The sequence below is a fragment of the Streptomyces avermitilis MA-4680 = NBRC 14893 genome, assembly GCF_000009765.2.
Classification (GTDB): Bacteria; Actinomycetota; Actinomycetes; order Streptomycetales; family Streptomycetaceae; genus Streptomyces; species Streptomyces avermitilis.
This window is the reverse complement of the sequence record NC_003155.5, coordinates 2,410,094-2,425,063: the sequence shown is the minus strand read 5'-3', so window position 1 is coordinate 2,425,063 and position 14,970 is coordinate 2,410,094. Positions and strand designations below refer to the sequence as shown.

At 71.6% G+C, this 14,970-nt stretch carries 13 protein-coding genes; 11 read left to right on the top strand and 2 right to left on the bottom strand.

Annotated elements, in window-relative coordinates:
• Positions 1 to 15 precede the first annotated feature (15 nt).
• Positions 16 to 1,026 carry a Gfo/Idh/MocA family protein gene (locus SAVERM_RS10455; RefSeq protein ID WP_010983425.1) on the bottom strand — a complete coding sequence of 337 codons (1,011 nt, stop codon included), beginning with the start codon at positions 1,024 to 1,026 and terminating at the stop codon, positions 16 to 18.
• A gap of 116 nt (positions 1,027 to 1,142) precedes the next feature.
• Here SAVERM_RS10455 and SAVERM_RS10450 point away from each other — a divergent pair, with 116 nt between their 5' ends.
• The 9 genes from SAVERM_RS10450 (at position 1,143) to SAVERM_RS10410 (ending at position 12,579) form a co-directional block, all read left to right on the top strand.
• The gene (locus SAVERM_RS10450; protein WP_010983424.1) at positions 1,143 to 1,892 is read left to right on the top strand and encodes a GntR family transcriptional regulator; all 750 of its coding nucleotides are present in this window, start codon (positions 1,143 to 1,145) and stop codon (positions 1,890 to 1,892) included.
• Between the two features lie 151 nt (positions 1,893 to 2,043).
• Positions 2,044 to 3,048 (top strand): sugar ABC transporter substrate-binding protein, encoded by a 1,005-nt coding sequence (locus SAVERM_RS10445; protein ID WP_010983423.1) that lies wholly within the window; start codon positions 2,044 to 2,046, stop codon positions 3,046 to 3,048.
• The gene (locus SAVERM_RS10440; RefSeq protein WP_010983422.1) at positions 3,045 to 4,076 is read left to right on the top strand and encodes an ABC transporter permease; all 1,032 of its coding nucleotides are present in this window, start codon (positions 3,045 to 3,047) and stop codon (positions 4,074 to 4,076) included. The genes SAVERM_RS10445 and SAVERM_RS10440 overlap by 4 nt, the downstream gene beginning before the upstream one ends.
• Positions 4,073 to 4,915, top strand: a complete 843-nt coding sequence (locus SAVERM_RS10435) for an ATP-binding cassette domain-containing protein (RefSeq protein WP_010983421.1) — start codon at positions 4,073 to 4,075, stop codon at positions 4,913 to 4,915. Before SAVERM_RS10440 ends, SAVERM_RS10435 begins: the two co-directional genes overlap by 4 nt.
• A gap of 49 nt (positions 4,916 to 4,964) precedes the next feature.
• The gene (locus SAVERM_RS10430) at positions 4,965 to 6,110 is read left to right on the top strand and encodes an ROK family glucokinase (protein ID WP_010983420.1); all 1,146 of its coding nucleotides are present in this window, start codon (positions 4,965 to 4,967) and stop codon (positions 6,108 to 6,110) included.
• Positions 6,107 to 6,691 (top strand): hypothetical protein, encoded by a 585-nt coding sequence (locus SAVERM_RS10425; protein ID WP_010983419.1) that lies wholly within the window; start codon positions 6,107 to 6,109, stop codon positions 6,689 to 6,691. Before SAVERM_RS10430 ends, SAVERM_RS10425 begins: the two co-directional genes overlap by 4 nt.
• 107 nt (positions 6,692 to 6,798) lie before the next feature.
• On the top strand, positions 6,799 to 9,675 hold the full coding sequence (locus SAVERM_RS10420; protein WP_078234620.1) for a DEAD/DEAH box helicase: 2,877 nt from the start codon (positions 6,799 to 6,801) through the stop codon (positions 9,673 to 9,675).
• Positions 9,672 to 12,044 (top strand): SWIM zinc finger family protein, encoded by a 2,373-nt coding sequence (locus SAVERM_RS10415; protein ID WP_010983417.1) that lies wholly within the window; start codon positions 9,672 to 9,674, stop codon positions 12,042 to 12,044. Before SAVERM_RS10420 ends, SAVERM_RS10415 begins: the two co-directional genes overlap by 4 nt.
• Before the next feature lie 298 nt (positions 12,045 to 12,342).
• A complete protein-coding gene (locus SAVERM_RS10410; RefSeq protein WP_037647302.1) occupies positions 12,343 to 12,579 on the top strand; it encodes a hypothetical protein in 237 nt (78 codons plus the stop codon).
• A gap of 24 nt (positions 12,580 to 12,603) precedes the next feature.
• Here SAVERM_RS10410 and SAVERM_RS10405 read toward each other — a convergent pair whose 3' ends face one another.
• On the bottom strand, positions 12,604 to 12,909 hold the full coding sequence (locus SAVERM_RS10405) for a helix-turn-helix domain-containing protein (RefSeq protein WP_010983415.1): 306 nt from the start codon (positions 12,907 to 12,909) through the stop codon (positions 12,604 to 12,606).
• Positions 12,910 to 12,974: 65 nt separating this feature from the next.
• On the opposite strand from SAVERM_RS10405, the gene map reads away from it, so the two are divergent.
• The gene (gene map / locus SAVERM_RS10400; protein WP_010983414.1) at positions 12,975 to 13,742 is read left to right on the top strand and encodes a type I methionyl aminopeptidase; all 768 of its coding nucleotides are present in this window, start codon (positions 12,975 to 12,977) and stop codon (positions 13,740 to 13,742) included.
• 392 nt (positions 13,743 to 14,134) lie between these two features.
• The gene (locus SAVERM_RS10395; RefSeq protein WP_010983413.1) at positions 14,135 to 14,956 is read left to right on the top strand and encodes an alpha/beta fold hydrolase; all 822 of its coding nucleotides are present in this window, start codon (positions 14,135 to 14,137) and stop codon (positions 14,954 to 14,956) included.
• Positions 14,957 to 14,970: the final 14 nt, after the last annotated feature.

The window sequence follows — 14,970 nt, the reverse complement described above, 5'->3', positions numbered from 1 at the left end:
CGGTTCGTGGGCGTCTTAGTCCCGCCCGCCCGCGATCTCCCCGAGCTGCACCGGGCGCCGCTCGTGCCGGGACAGCTCGCAGGCCTCCGCGACGCGCAGCGCCTGGAGTGCCTCGCGGCCGTCGCAGGGGTTGGCGCGCTCGCCGCGCACCACCTCGACGAACGCGGCCAGCTCCGCCTCGTACGCGGGCCCGAAGCGCTCGAGGAAGCCGGTCCACGGCTTGTCCGCGGGCGGCGGCCCGGCCGGTTCCGTGGAGGCGATCGGCGTCCGGTCGTCCAGACCGACCGCGACCGTGTCCAGCTCACCTGCCAGTTCCATGCGGACGTCGTAGCCGGCCCCGTTGATGCGGGTCGCCGTCGCCGTGGCGAGCGTGCCGTCGTCGAGCGTGAGGACCACCGCGGCCGTGTCGACGTCCTGGGCCTCGCGGAACATCGCGGGCCCGGCATCGGCCCCGGTCGCGTACACCTCGACGATCTCGCGGCCGGTCACCCAGCGCACGATGTCGAAGTCGTGGACCAGGCAGTCGCGGTAGATGCCGCCGGAGAGCGGGAGGTAGTCGGGCGGGGGCGGTGACTGGTCGGCCGTCATCGCACGGACCGTGTGCAGCCGCCCCAGCCGGCCGGAGCGCACCGCCTCCCGCGCGTTCGTGTAACCCACGTCGAAGCGGCGCTGGAAACCCATCTGGAGAATCGTTCCGGCGGCGTCCACCTCGGACAGTGCGGACAGCGTGCCCGGCAGATCGACGGCGATGGGCTTCTCGCAGAACACCGGGAGCCCGGAGCGCGCCGCCCGGCCGATCAGTTCGGCGTGGGCCGCGGTCGCGGCCGTGATGATCACGGCGTCGACACCCCAGGTGAAGATCTCGTCCACGCCGGGCGCCGCGGTTTCGCCCAGGCGGTCCGCGAGTTCATGGGCCCGAGCAGGGGCGACGTCCGTGATGATGAGCGAGCCGACGTCGCGGTGGCGGCTGAGCGTGGTCGCGTGGAATGTACCGATACGACCCGCTCCGATAAGTCCGATGCGCATGGGAACAAAGTGAGGTCGGACCGGGCATTGTGTCAATGGTTTGTCCGGACAACCGAACTACACAACTTCCCGTCAACAATCACCGGAGCTACGCTCGGGCCGTGCCGAAACCAGAAGTGGATCCGACCGTCTCGCTCCAGCTCAGCGTCGACCGCAGCAGTCCGGTCCCGCTCTACTTCCAGCTGTCCCAGCAGTTGGAGGCCGCGATCGAGCACGGGACGCTGACCCCCGGCAGCCTGCTGGGCAACGAGATCGAGCTCGCCGCGCGGCTCGGCCTGTCCCGCCCCACGGTCCGCCAGGCCATCCAGTCCCTCGTCGACAAGGGCCTGCTCGTACGCCGACGCGGCGTCGGCACCCAGGTGGTGCACAGCCAGGTCAAGCGCCCACTGGAACTGAGCAGCCTGTACGACGACCTGGAGGCCGCCGGTCAGCGCCCGGCCACCCAGGTGCTGCTCAACACCCTCGTGCCGGCCTCCGCCGAGGTCGCGGCCGCGCTCGGGGTGGCCGAGGGCAGCGACGTGCACCAGGTGGAGCGGCTGCGCCTGGCCCACGGCGAGCCGATGGCGTACCTCTGCAACTACCTGCCGACCGGACTGCTCGGCCTGGACAGCGAGCAGCTGGAGGCGACCGGCCTGTACCGGCTGATGCGGGCCGCCGGCATCACGCTGCACAGCGCCCGGCAGTCCGTCGGCGCGCGGGCCGCCACGGCGGTGGAGGGCGAGCGGCTCGGCGAGCCCGAGGGCGCCCCGCTGCTCACGATGCAGCGCACCACCTTCGACGACACGGGCCGGGCCGTCGAGTTCGGCACCCACACCTACCGCGCCTCGCGCTACTCCTTCGAGTTCCAGCTGCTCGTACGGCCCTGAGCCGGCCGTACGTTCCTGAGGGGGGCGTCCCCCGCAAGGGCGCGGCGCGGCTCAGGAAGTGCACAGCGAGCGGTACCCGATGTCCGGATGCACGATCCCTGTGTCCGATACTTGGACGGACCAAGCATCACGGCAAGAAGGGCACGGCCTCGTGGCACGGACTCGGACCTGGGCAATCATCGCGCTGGCAGGGGCGCTCAGCGTGTCTCTCGCAGGGTGCAGCAGCACCGGCGGGAAGCGCGCCGAGGACGCCCGGAAGGCCGCGTCCGCCCAGGGCAAGGCCGCGGTGAACACGCCCAGATGGACCTTCGCGATGATCACCCATTCGGGCGATGGCGACACGTTCTGGGACATCGTGCAGAGCGGCGCCGAGCAGGCCGCCGTCAAGGACAACATCAACTTCCTGTACTCGCACAACGCCGAGGCGCAGCAGCAGGCCCAGCTCGTGGACGCCGCGGTCGACAAGAAGGTCGACGGCATCATCGTCACGCTGGCCAAGCCCGCCGCGATGAAGGCCGCCGTCGCCCGCGCCGAGAAGGCCGGCATCCCCGTGGTGACGGTGAACTCGGGCTCCGAGGAGTCCAAGGCGTTCGGCGCGCTCACGCACATCGGCCAGGACGAGACCGTCGCCGGCGAGGCCGTCGGTGAGGAGCTGAACAAGCGCGGCCGGAAGAAGGCCCTGTGCATCCTGCACGAGCAGGGCAACGTCGGCCATGAGCAGCGCTGCGCGGGCGTCAAGAAAACCTTCAAGGGCACCGTGCAGAACCTCTACGTCCAGGGCACGAGCATGCCCGACGTGCAGTCCTCCATCGGCGCCAAGCTCCAGGCCGACTCCTCCATCGACTCGCTCGTCACGCTCGGCGCCCCCTACGCCGACACCGCGGTGAAGGCCAGGAACGACGCGGGCAGCAAGGCGGAGATCGACACCTTCGACCTGAACGCGAAGGTCGCCGCCGAGCTGAAGGACGGCACGCTCGGCTTTGCCGTCGACCAGCAGCCCTACCTCCAGGGGTACGAGGCGGTGGACCTGCTCTGGCTGTACAAGTACAACTCCGACGTCCTCGGCGGCGGCAAGCCGGTGCTCACCGGCCCGCAGATCATCACCAAGGACCAGGCGGCCAAGCTGGAGCAGTACACGAAGCGGGGCACGCGATGACCGCCACCACCGCGGACGAGCGGCTTCTCCGCACCTCGCCGCTGCGCAAACTCCTGGGCCGCCCCGAACTCGGCTCGGTGGTCGGCGCCGTCGCGGTCTTCGTGTTCTTCGCGATCGTCGCCGACAGCTTCCTGCGGGCCGCGAGCCTCAGCACGGTCCTCTACGCGTCCTCGACCATCGGCATCATGGCGGTCCCGGTCGCGCTGCTGATGATCGGCGGCGAGTTCGACCTGTCCGCCGGCGTCCTGGTGACGTCGTCGGCGCTGGTCTCGTCGATGTTCAGCTACCAGATGACCGCCAACGTCTGGGTGGGCGTCGGCGTCTCGCTGCTCGTCACGCTGGCGATCGGCGCCTTCAACGGCGTCATGCTGACCCGCACCAATCTGCCGAGCTTCATCATCACGCTCGGCACGTTCCTGATGCTGACCGGCATGAACCTCGGCTTCACCAAGCTGATCAGCGGCACGGTCTCCACCAAGTCGATCTCCGACATGGAGGGCTTCTCCTCCGCGCACGACCTCTTCGCGTCGACGTTCACCATCGGCGGCGTCGACTTCAAGGTCACCATCCTGTGGTGGTTCGGCCTGGTCGCCGTCGCCTCCTGGATCCTGCTGCGCACCCGGGTCGGCAACTGGATCTTCGCGGTCGGCGGCAACAAGGACGCGGCCCGCGCGGTCGGCGTCCCGGTGAACAAGACCAAGATCGGCCTCTACATGGGCGTCGCCCTCGGCGCCTGGATCTCCGGCCAGCACCTGCTGTTCTCGTTCGACGTCGTGCAGTCCGGCGAAGGCGTCGGCAACGAGCTGATCTACATCATCGCGGCCGTCATCGGCGGCTGTCTGATCACCGGCGGCTACGGCAGCGCGGTCGGCTCGGCGGTCGGCGCGTTCATCTTCGGCATGACCAGCAAGGGCATCGTCTTCGCCGAGTGGAACCCCGACTGGTTCAAGTTCTTCCTCGGAGCGATGCTGCTCCTCGCGACCCTGCTCAACGCCTGGGTCCGCAAGCGCGCGGAGGCCACGAAGTGACCGGGACGGTGGAGCGTACGGCGCTCGTGGAGCTGGCCGACGTCAGCAAGCACTACGGCAACATCCGCGCCCTCGAAGATGTCTCCCTGGAGGTCCACGCGGGCGAGATCTCCTGCGTGCTCGGTGACAACGGCGCGGGCAAGTCGACCCTCATCAAGATCATCGCGGGGCTGCACCGGCACGACGGCGGCACCCTGCGCATCGAGGGCGAGGACACCCACTTGTCCTCCCCGCGCGAGGCCCTGGACCGCGGTATCGCCACGGTCTACCAGGACCTCGCGGTCGTTCCGCTGATGCCGGTGTGGCGCAACTTCTTCCTCGGCTCCGAGCCGCGCAAGGGCGTGGGCCCGTTCAAGCGCCTGGACGTCGACTTCATGCGCCGGACGACCCATGCCGAGCTGCTGCGGATGGGCATCGACCTGCGGGACGTGGACCAGCCCATCGGCACCCTGTCCGGCGGCGAGCGCCAGTGCGTGGCGATCGCCCGCGCCGTCTATTTCGGCGCCAAGGTCCTCGTCCTCGACGAGCCCACCGCGGCCCTCGGTGTGAAGCAGTCCGGTGTGGTCCTCAAATATGTGGCTGCCGCACGGGACGCCGGTCTGGGTGTTGTATTGATCACCCACAACCCGCATCACGCCTATCTGGTCGGCGACCGTTTCGTGCTCCTGAAGCGCGGCGCCATGTTCGGCAGCCACACCCGCGAGGAGATCACCCTGGACGAGCTGACCCGCCAGATGGCAGGCGGCAGCGAGCTCGACGACCTCCGGCACGAACTCGAACGCGCTCCCGCGCCGACCCACCTGGGCGGACACCCCAGGGACGCCGCCCCCGGCGACTAGCGGGACTCCGCGATGCGGGGCCGCCGCGGCGTGAGGCAGAATCGGCGCGATGAGCACCTACCGCGACTTCACCCACCGCGGCTCCGCGCGGGCCACCGTCCTGCGGACCGTGGGGACCCGTGAGCGCCGTTCCCATCTGACGGCGCCGCGCGTTCCCACCGTCGGCATCGACATCGGCGGCACGAAGGTGATGGCGGGCGTCGTCGACGCGGACGGCAACATCCTGGAGAAGCTCCGCACGGAGACCCCGGACAAGTCCAAGAGCCCCAAGGTCGTCGAGGACACGATCGTCGAGCTGGTCCTGGATCTGTCCGACCGGCACGACGTGCACGCGGTCGGCATCGGCGCGGCCGGCTGGGTCGACGCGGACCGCAACCGCGTGCTGTTCGCCCCCCACCTGTCCTGGCGCAACGAGCCCCTGCGCGACCGCCTCGCCGGACGTCTCGCGGTCCCCGTCCTGGTCGACAACGACGCCAACTCCGCCGCCTGGGCCGAGTGGCGCTTCGGCGCGGGCCGCGGCGAGGACCATCTCGTCATGATCACGCTGGGCACCGGCATCGGCGGCGCGATCCTGGAGGACGGCCAGGTCAAGCGCGGCAAGTTCGGTGTGGCGGGCGAGTTCGGCCATATGCAGGTCGTGCCCGGCGGCCACCGCTGCCCGTGCGGCAACCGCGGCTGCTGGGAGCAGTACAGCTCCGGCAACGCGCTCGTCCGGGAGGCGCGCGAGCTGGCCGCCGCCGACTCCCCGGTGGCGTACGGGATCATCGAGCACGTCAAGGGCAACATCTCCGAGATCAGCGGACCGATGATCACCGAGCTGGCCCGCGAGGGCGACGCGATGTGCATCGAGCTGCTCCAGGACATCGGCCAGTGGCTCGGCGTCGGAATCGCCAACCTCGCCGCCGCCCTCGACCCGTCCTGCTTCGTGATCGGCGGCGGCGTCTCGGCGGCCGACGACCTGCTGATCGGCCCGGCCCGCGACGCGTTCCGCCGGCATCTCACGGGCCGCGGCTACCGCCCCGAGGCCCGCATCGCCCGCGCCCAGCTCGGCCCCGAGGCCGGCATGGTCGGCGCCGCGGACCTCGCGCGCTTGGTCGCCCGCCGCTTCCGGCGCGCCAACCGACGCCGCGTGGAGCGCTACGAGCGCTACGAGCGGTACGTGGAGTCCCGTCGCACGACCAAGGAGTCGCCGTGACGGCCGCCTCGGTCCCCCGGCAGTCCTCCTCGCCCGACGAACCGTCGCGCACCCCGGAGGACCCACGCCACAGGATCCGCCGCCGCGCGCTGACCCTGCTGATCATCGTGCTGCTCATCGGGGTACCGGCCGGCTATCTGGTGATCTCCGCCAACCAGAGCCGCGACAGCGGCAAGGACAAGGAGGAGAAGTACTCGGCGACCGGCCTCACCGCGGGCTGGCCCTCGCGCGTGCAGCGCCGGCTCTACCAGGTGCCGATACCGGGGTGGTCCAGTGACGTCGCCTACTACGAGACGAACAACTGGAAGACCAGCCGCCTGTACGCCCAGTTCCGCACCAGCAACGAGGCTCTGGACACGTTCCTCGACAACATCGGCACGAACACCGGCGAGCTGAAGCAGGACAAGATCGCCATCAGCGCCCGCGACCAGCGGATCGTCGGCTGGGAGTTCACCGGACCCGGGCCCTGGTACGGCCTCGTCCACCACCAGAAGGACCCGGCGCCCACGCAGGACATCGTGGTGAACCGGTCCGATCCCCAGCACCCCATGGTCTACGTGGTGTCGCGGGCGGTGCCCTGACGGGTCCTGCCGATGACCGGCGACCAGGCGCCGGGGCCGATTGTCAGACCCCGCCCGTACAGTCGAAGACAACTGATTCGACGCAGGGGCGGGAGGTGACCGGGCGTATGGGGGACGGGGTGGTTCCGGGGGGTGCGGCACGCGCCGCCGGCGCGGTCGCGGTGCGGCCGGGAGTGGTCGTCGACGCGTCCGTGCCGGTGCGGCTGGCCGCCGTCTTCCTGCCCGCGCCGCTGCCGCGACAGGGGCGGGTCGCGTTCTGGGATCCGGCGGGCGGACCGCTGCCACCGCTCCCCGGCACCCCGCTGTCCGACGAGGAGCTCACGGTCGTACGACCGCACGGAGCCGGCGTGCGCAGAGGCACCGTGCCCGCGGTGTCCCTGCCGCTCGACGCGGCCCTGCCGTTGCTCGCCCGCTCCCGCCGTGACCCCGCCGCCCACCCCGCCACCGCCTGCTGGGGCGCCGCCGCCCTGCACGCCCTGCGGCTCGTGGCCCGCGGCCGGCTGCTGCCGGGCCTGACGGCGGACGGCCTCGACGCATGGCGTGCCGGACCGCTGGACCCCGAGGACATCGCCCACCTCAGGGCCGTCGCCGCCGCCCTTCCGTACGAGGGCCATGCCGTCCCGCTCCCGGGCCCGGGACCGCTCCGGCTTCCCGAGCCGGAAGCGCTGATGAGGTCCTTCCTGGACGCGGTCGCGGACACACTGCCGCGCACCCCGGCCGCCGCGTACACCTCCGGGAAGCCCTTCGCGGCGCGCGAGCCGCAGCGGCTGCCGGGAGCCCATGACTGGGCCGCCGAGGTGGCCGCGGGGATGGACGCCGGCGTACGCGTCTCGCTGCGCCTGGATCTGTCCGCGTACCAGCTGTTCGACGACGGCGAAGGGGCCCGCCGCGCGGGCGCGGCCGTCGTCCAGGTGCACAGCCTCGCCGACCCGACCCTCGTGGTCGACGCGGCGGCGCTGTGGGCGGGCGAGGCGGACGCGACGTTCGGACCACGCGCGCGTGTGGACGCGGCCCTGGCCGTCCGCCGCGCGGCCCGCGTCTGGCCACCGCTGGACCGGCTCGCCGAACAGGACGTGCCCGACGTACTGGCGCTGTCCGAGCAGGAGCTGTCCGAACTGCTCGGCGTCGCCGCGACCCGGCTCGGCGCGGCCGGAGTCGCCGTGCACTGGCCGAGGGACCTCGCCCACGACCTGACCGCGGCCGCGGTGGTGCGGCCCGCACCCGGCTCCGCGACCGACGGCACCGGCTTCTTCGAGAGCGAGGAACTGCTCCAGTTCCGCTGGCAGTTGGCGCTCGGCGGCGATCCCCTCACCGAGGCCGAGATGGACACCCTGGCAGAAGCCCACCGTCCCGTCGTCCGGCTGCGCGACCAGTGGGTGCTCGTCGACCCGGCCCTCGTCCGCAAGGCCCGCAAGCGCGAGCTGGGCCTGCTCGACCCGGTCGACGCGCTCTCCGCCGCCCTCACCGGCAGCACGGAGGTCGACGGGGAGACGGTCGAGGCGGTCCCGGCGGGCGCGCTCGCGGTGCTGCGCGACCGGCTGACGGCGGGAGTGCGGCCCGCCGAGCCCCCCGAGGGGCTGCAAGCCCGCCTGCGGGACTACCAGCTGCGAGGCCTGGCCTGGCTGGACCTGATGACCTCCCTCGGCCTCGGCGGCTGCCTCGCCGACGACATGGGGCTGGGCAAGACGGTCACGGTCATCGCACTCCATCTGCGGCGGGCGCGCAGTGAACCGACGCTGGTGGTCTGCCCGGCGTCCCTGCTGGGCAACTGGCAGCGGGAGATCATCAGATTCGCCCCCGGTGTCCCGGTCCGCCGCTACCACGGCCCGGACCGCAGCCTGGAGGACCTGGACGGCGGCTTCGTGCTCACCACCTACGGGACGATGCGGTCGGCGGCACCCCGGTTCGCCGAACAGAAGTGGGGCATGGTCGTCGCGGACGAGGCCCAGCACGTGAAGAACCCCTACTCCGCCACGGCGAAGGCACTGCGCACGATCCCCACGCCCGCGCGGGTCGCCCTGACCGGCACGCCCGTCGAGAACAACCTCTCCGAACTCTGGGCCCTCCTCGACTGGACGACGCCGGGTCTGCTCGGCCCGCTGAAGTCCTTCCGCGCCCGCCACGCGCGGGCCGTGGAGAACGGCGAGGACGAGGAGGCGGTGGAGCGCCTGGCCCGACTGGTCCGCCCGTTCCTGCTGCGCCGCAAGAAGTCCGACCCGGGCATCGTCCCCGAACTCCCGCCGAAGACGGAGACGGACCACCCGGTGCCGCTCACCCGCGAGCAGGCCTCCCTCTACGAGGCGGTGGTACGGGAGTCGATGCTCGCGATCGAGACGGCGGAGGGAATCGGCCGCCGTGGCCTGGTCCTCAAGCTCCTCACGTCCCTGAAGCAGATCTGCGACCACCCGGCGCTGTACCTGAAGGAGGACGCCGGGGGCACGGCGGGCCTGGCCGCCCGGTCCGGCAAGCTGGCCCTGCTGGACGAGCTGCTGGACACGCTGCTGTCCGAGGACGGCTCGGCGCTGGTCTTCACGCAGTACGTGGGAATGGCTCGTCTCATCACCGCACACCTGGCCTCGCGCGCCGTCCCCGTCGAGCTGCTGCACGGGGGTACCCCGGTCCCCGAGCGGGAGCGGATGGTGGACCGCTTCCAGAGCGGTACGACCCCGGTCCTGGTCCTCTCCCTCAAGGCGGCGGGCACGGGCCTGAACCTCACGCGAGCCGGCCATGTCGTCCACTTCGACCGCTGGTGGAACCCGGCCGTCGAGGAACAGGCCACCGACCGCGCCTACCGCATCGGCCAGACCCAGCCCGTGCAGGTCCACCGCCTGATCACCGAGGGCACGGTCGAGGACCGCATCGCCGAGATGCTGGAGGCCAAGCGGGCCCTGGCCGACGCGATCCTGGGCTCGGGCGAGTCGTCCCTGACGGAACTGACCGACCGCGACCTGTCGGACCTGGTGTCGCTGCGGAGGCCGACATGACCGACATGACGGGGACCCAGGGGATGGACGACGGGGCGGAGCGGTCCCCCTGGCAGCGGGCCGCCGACGGGGCCGATCCTCGGCGCTCCGCCGACGGGGCCGACGTGACCGGCCCGCACGACCCGGCCGGTGAGGTTGATGTTTCCGGCTCGCAGCGGCCCGCGGATGTGGCGCGGCGCGCCTTGCGCGCCGCGCGGGGGCGGGACGCGCGGGGGGCTGACGCGGCCGATGCCGATGCCGATGCCGATGCCCGAGCCCATGCCGATGCTCCCCGCGCCGATGCCCAGGCCGATGCCGATGCCGATGCCGATGCCCAGGCCGAGGCGGACCCGGTGCGGGACGCGGGCCCCACGACGTCCGACGAGACCTCGGGTCGACGCTCCCGGCCCGGCGACGTGGCACGTGAGGCATTGCGGCGGGCGACGGCGCGGGGGAGCGCTGCCGGGTCCGGCGAGGGAGCACCACCGGCACCGGACAGCCCCGCTGAGCCCAGCCGGCCCGCTGAGCACAGTGAGTCCGGTGAGTCCAGTGAAGGCGAGGAGCTTGCGGAGGGCTGGTCCGGGCTGCCCGCCGCGAAGGAAGACGCTCAGGCCGGCCGCCCCGGCGACATCGCACGGCAGGCGTTGCGTGCCGCGCGTGATGACGCGAAGCAGGGGCAGCGAGAGGCCAGGGCCAGGGGAGTCGGGGCCGCACGCCGTTCGGCCGGTGCGAGCCGCACCGATTCCCGGGAGCGACAGGGCACACCGGGCGAGGGCGACGAGAGGCGCAACCGGGCCCGGGAGCTCCGGGAGTTCCTCGCCGGCGCCTTCGTACTTCCTGCGGATGACCCGACGGATCTTCCTGCGGACGCGCTTCCCACGGACGCGGCCCCGCGAGACGAAACGCGGGACGCGGCCTCGACGCACGCCTCGACCTCGTCCTCGACGCACGCCGAGGACGAGGTGTGGAGCGGCAGGTCGACGCCGACGGCAGACCGTCGTGCCGACGGGCGCGAGACCGAGCCCCGTCCCCCCGTCTCCCCCTCCCGCCCGCTGACGGGTTCGGCGCCCTCGGAAGACACGCCGCATCAGCCCTCGGCCCCGCGCGTCCCCCGTTCCATGGCCGCCCCCGGCCGGGACGGGGAACTGCGGCGCACCTTCGCCGCCCTTCCGGCGCGGACCGGGGACGGCGTCGGCGTCGACCGGTTCGCCGAGACCTGGTGGGGCGACGCCTGGGTGTCGGCGCTGGAGGAAGGCGCCCTGGACGCGGCCCGCCTGGCGCGGGGGAGGGTGTACGCCGGACAGGGGCACGTGGACGCCATCACCGTCACGCCCGGGCTCGTGCTCGCGTACGTACACGGCAGCCGTCCGCGCCCGTACCGCGTGCAGGTCCGGCTGCGCACGCTCTCCGACGACGACTGGGACCGTTTCCTGGACGCCGCCGCCGAACGGCCCGGGCACATCGCCGCGCTGCTCGACAAGGAGATGCCGCACTCCCTCGCCGACTGCGGGATCCCGCTGCTCCCCGAGCCCCGCGACCTGGACCCGCAGTGCAGCTGCCCCGACTCCGGCCACCCCTGCAAGCACGCGGCGGCCCTCTGCTACCAGACCGCGCGACTGCTGGACGAGGACCCGTTCGTCCTGCTCCTGCTCCGCGGCCGCGGCGAACGCGAGGTGCTGGACGCCCTGTCCCGCCGCAACGCCGCCCGCGCGGCCCGCGCCGCCCAGGAACAGGAACCCGCACCGCTGCCCGGCGTACGCGCCCGGGACACCCTCGCCCGACGTTCGCTCCCGCCCCTCCCGGCACCGCTGCCGGCGCCCCCGCACCCGGAGCAGCCCCCGGTCTACCCGGCGGCCCCGGGCGGGCCGGACCCGTTCGCGCTGGACCAGTTGGCCACCGACGCGGCCGCCCGCGCGCACGCCCTGCTCACCGCCGGACGCGATCCGGTGGCCGAGCTGACGCTGTGGCAGGACGCGGTACGACTCGCCGCCGCCCGGCCCGGTTCCGGTCTGACCGCGGCGACACGCGCGCTGTACGCGTCGCTGGCCACCGCCGCCGGACGGACCACCGGGGACTTGGCCCGGGCGGTCGCCGCCTGGCGACAGGGCGGACTCGAAGGGCTCGCCGTCCTCGAGGAACCCTGGGATCCGCCGGCCGGACGTTTCGACCGCGCCCGCCCGCTTCTCCTCGCTGCCGACCTCCCGGCGTTCCGGCCCTGGCGCAACCGCCTCACCCATCCGAAGGGCCATGCCCAGCTCCGCCTCGGCCACGACGGCCTCTGGTACGCCTACGAATCGGAACCGGACCACGACGACTGGTGGCCCCGGGGCACCCCGGACCTGGACCCGGTCGGCGCCCTGACGGGTCTCGGCGCACCGGACGAAGCGTGAGCCGACGTTCAACCCGCCGGGCCCCCGGGCTGCCTCCGCGACACCGCCGGCCGACATCTGGTGAAGGCGGTGTGAGGATCTCCCGGTGATGTCCGGGAGCCGGGTGCGCAGACTTGGGGGCCAGCGCCCCGAGCGAGAGGAATGTCCAGTTTCGGGATCCTGTGTCAGGAGGGTGTCCGCGGGGTCTGTGATTCGCGCGTGACACCTGACAGCACGACGAAGCCCGTCGGTTGTGGTGGCGGTGTGCGGCCGGGCGCGAGTGGGAGGAGCGGATCTCCAACCGCACCGCGATGCCGAAGTGGAGAACGGCGGTGTCGCCGCCTGCCGCGAGTGCGTCGGCTACCGGGTCTCCCACGCCTTCCCCATGTGCGGGCACGCGGCGAGGGTGCGGGCGCTCGCGCCCTTCGGGCAGGAAGCGACGGAGCCGACAGGCGGCCAGGTCGGTGTAGCCGCCGAGGTCCGCTGGGCGGTGCTCGGGCTGGTCGACGAGGTGATCAGCGTGCGCGCAGGCGTACCGGCACAGCGCGGTCAGTGAACCGCTGACTCGCCGAGTGCGGCGTTACGAAACCAGCGATGGATGCCGTGTGACAGGCAGGACCGACTGGTCCTCGACGGTTCGTTCCGCCTGGCTGATCTCGGCCCAGACGGCGTCGAGAGACAGGCCGAGGGTGTCGGCGATCGCTGCGATGGTCGGGAAGGCGGGGGTGGCCACACGGCCGGATTCGATCTTCCGCAGAGTTTCCGGCGAGATGTGCGAAGCGAGCGCCACGTCCAGCATCGAGCGGCAGCCCCGGGCTCGGCGGAGCAGGGCGCCAAGGCGCTGTCCGCGTTCTACCTCGGCGGGGGTGAGCGGCAACCTGACCATGACCCCATTCTAATACCGGTATAGTTAGACCGGGATAGTTATTGGCCGTACATGAGAGGTCCCCCATGATTGAGATCCTGAACTCCGCGCGGCTCGAGCGGGCGAGGGACACCGGCGCCCTGGTCGGAAACATCCTGCACACGCTGAAGCAGCGCAGCGCGGTCGGGACGAACCTGCTGGACATCGACCAGTGGGCCAAGGAGATGATCACCGAGGCGGGAGCGCAGTCCTGCTACGTCGACTACGCGCCTTCCTTCGGGCGCGGCCCGTTCGGGCACTACATCTGCACGGCCGTCAACGACGGAGTGCTCCATGGGCGGCCTCACAACTACACGCTGGCAGACGGGGATCTGCTGACTCTCGACCTCGCCGTAGCCAGGGGCGGGGTGGCCGCGGACGCCGCGATCAGCTTTCTGGTGGGCAAGGCCAGGCCGGCGGAGAGCGTCGCGATGATCGAGGCGACCGAACGTGCACTCGCCGCCGGCATCGCCGCCGCCAAGCCTGGGGCGCGCATCGGCGACCTCTCCCACGCCATCGGCACGGTCCTCAGCAAGGCGGGCTACCCGATCAACACCGAGTTCGGAGGCCACGGCATCGGCTCGACCATGCACCAGGACCCACACGTCGCGAACACCGGACGGCCCGGCCGCGGATACAAGCTGCGCCCCGGACTGCTGCTCGCCCTGGAGCCCTGGGTCATGGCCGACACTGCCACACTCGTCACCGACGCCGACGGTTGGACGCTGCGCAGCGCGACAGGCTGCCGGACCGCGCACAGCGAGCACACCATCGCCATCACCGACAGCGGAGCCGAAATTCTCACCCGACCGTAAGGGGGGTAGCGCCGAGGTGAGCCCAAAAGCCGAGTGTGCTCGGCGACGCGCCGGCCGAGGTGGCGGGCGGTGTGCAGGTCTGCGTCGTGGACCGCGGGTGTGTCGTTGAAGCTTTGTGCGCTGGCGCCGAGGTAGAAGCCGAGGCGCGTTTGCCGGTGACTTTGGCCCCGCGCCGGTTGGCCGGATGGTCATGACAGCCATCGCGACAGTGGCCCTCGGCTCCCGCACGTTCCTCGGAACTTTCACCCTTGCTCGCAGAAGGCTCGCCCTCTTCGGGGCAAGGGTGATGCCGGTGAGCCTGGGACCACAGATGCGGGAGCTTCTTGCTGATGAGGCATCGAGGCACGCTCTCCGTGGAAGGCGCTGTTCATGAGGCAAGGAGGAGGCCAGTGATGGACTGGACGCTTGGTGAGGAATTTGCGACGCCTGAAGGGGTGGTGCGGTGGGGGACCTTGGGTCGCGGAGACCCGATCGTACTGGTGCACGGCACGCCGTATTCTTCCTTTCTTTGGCGGGACATCGCTCCGGCCCTCGCCCGCACCCGCAAGGTCTTCTTTTTCGACCATCTCGGCTTCGGCCAGTCGGACCGACGCGAGGGCCAGGACCTCAGCCTGGCGGCTCACGCGAGGAACTTTGCCCGGCTCCTCGACCACTGGGAGCTATCCGACCCGAGCGTGGTCGCCCACGACATAGGCGGGGCAGTGGCGCTTCGGACATTGCTGCTGGAGAAGAGGAGCTACCAGGATCTGACCCTCTTCGACGCGGTGAGCGGCGGCGAGTGGGAGAGAGGGCTCTTCCAGCTCTTCCTGGAGCACGAGGAGGTCTTCCAGAAGCTTCCCGGTTACGCGCACGAAGCGCTGGTCGCCAGCCACCTGCGGCACGCCACGCACGTCGGCTTCCGGCCGGGAGTTCTCGATGCGTTCCTCGCACCGTGGCGAGGGGACTCAGGGCAAGCGGCGTTCTACCGTCAGTACAGCCAGATCAGGCAGGCGGACACGGTCGCGTACGAGCACTTGCTGGGCGGTATGTCGCTTCCGGTGCGGCTCGTCTGGGGCCGCGAGGACCGCATTCTTCCGCCGCGGTACGCCGAGTGGTTGCACGAACGCGTTCCGCACGCGGAGCTGCACTGGATCGAGGGCGCCGGCCACCTTCTCCAGGAAGACGCGCCGGGCCGGCTGTTGGCCTGCCTGACAGCCGGTTTCCCCTCGGCCTGAGCCGCGGCGCGCGT

Bases quoted from the DNA above. Each gene is read 5' to 3' on its own strand.
- SAVERM_RS10455 (WP_010983425.1), bottom strand. From the start codon at position 1,026: ATGCGCATCGGACTTATCGGAGCGGGTCGTATCGGTACATTCCACGCG.
- SAVERM_RS10440 (WP_010983422.1), top strand. From the start codon at position 3,045: ATGACCGCCACCACCGCGGACGAGCGGCTTCTCCGCACCTCGCCGCTG.
- SAVERM_RS10430 (WP_010983420.1), top strand. From the start codon at position 4,965: ATGAGCACCTACCGCGACTTCACCCACCGCGGCTCCGCGCGGGCCACC.
- SAVERM_RS10420 (WP_078234620.1), top strand. From the start codon at position 6,799: ATGGGGGACGGGGTGGTTCCGGGGGGTGCGGCACGCGCCGCCGGCGCG.
- SAVERM_RS10415 (WP_010983417.1), top strand. From the start codon at position 9,672: ATGACCGACATGACGGGGACCCAGGGGATGGACGACGGGGCGGAGCGG.
- SAVERM_RS10405 (WP_010983415.1), bottom strand. From the start codon at position 12,909: ATGGTCAGGTTGCCGCTCACCCCCGCCGAGGTAGAACGCGGACAGCGC.
- map (WP_010983414.1), top strand. From the start codon at position 12,975: ATGATTGAGATCCTGAACTCCGCGCGGCTCGAGCGGGCGAGGGACACC.
- SAVERM_RS10395 (WP_010983413.1), top strand. From the start codon at position 14,135: ATGGACTGGACGCTTGGTGAGGAATTTGCGACGCCTGAAGGGGTGGTG.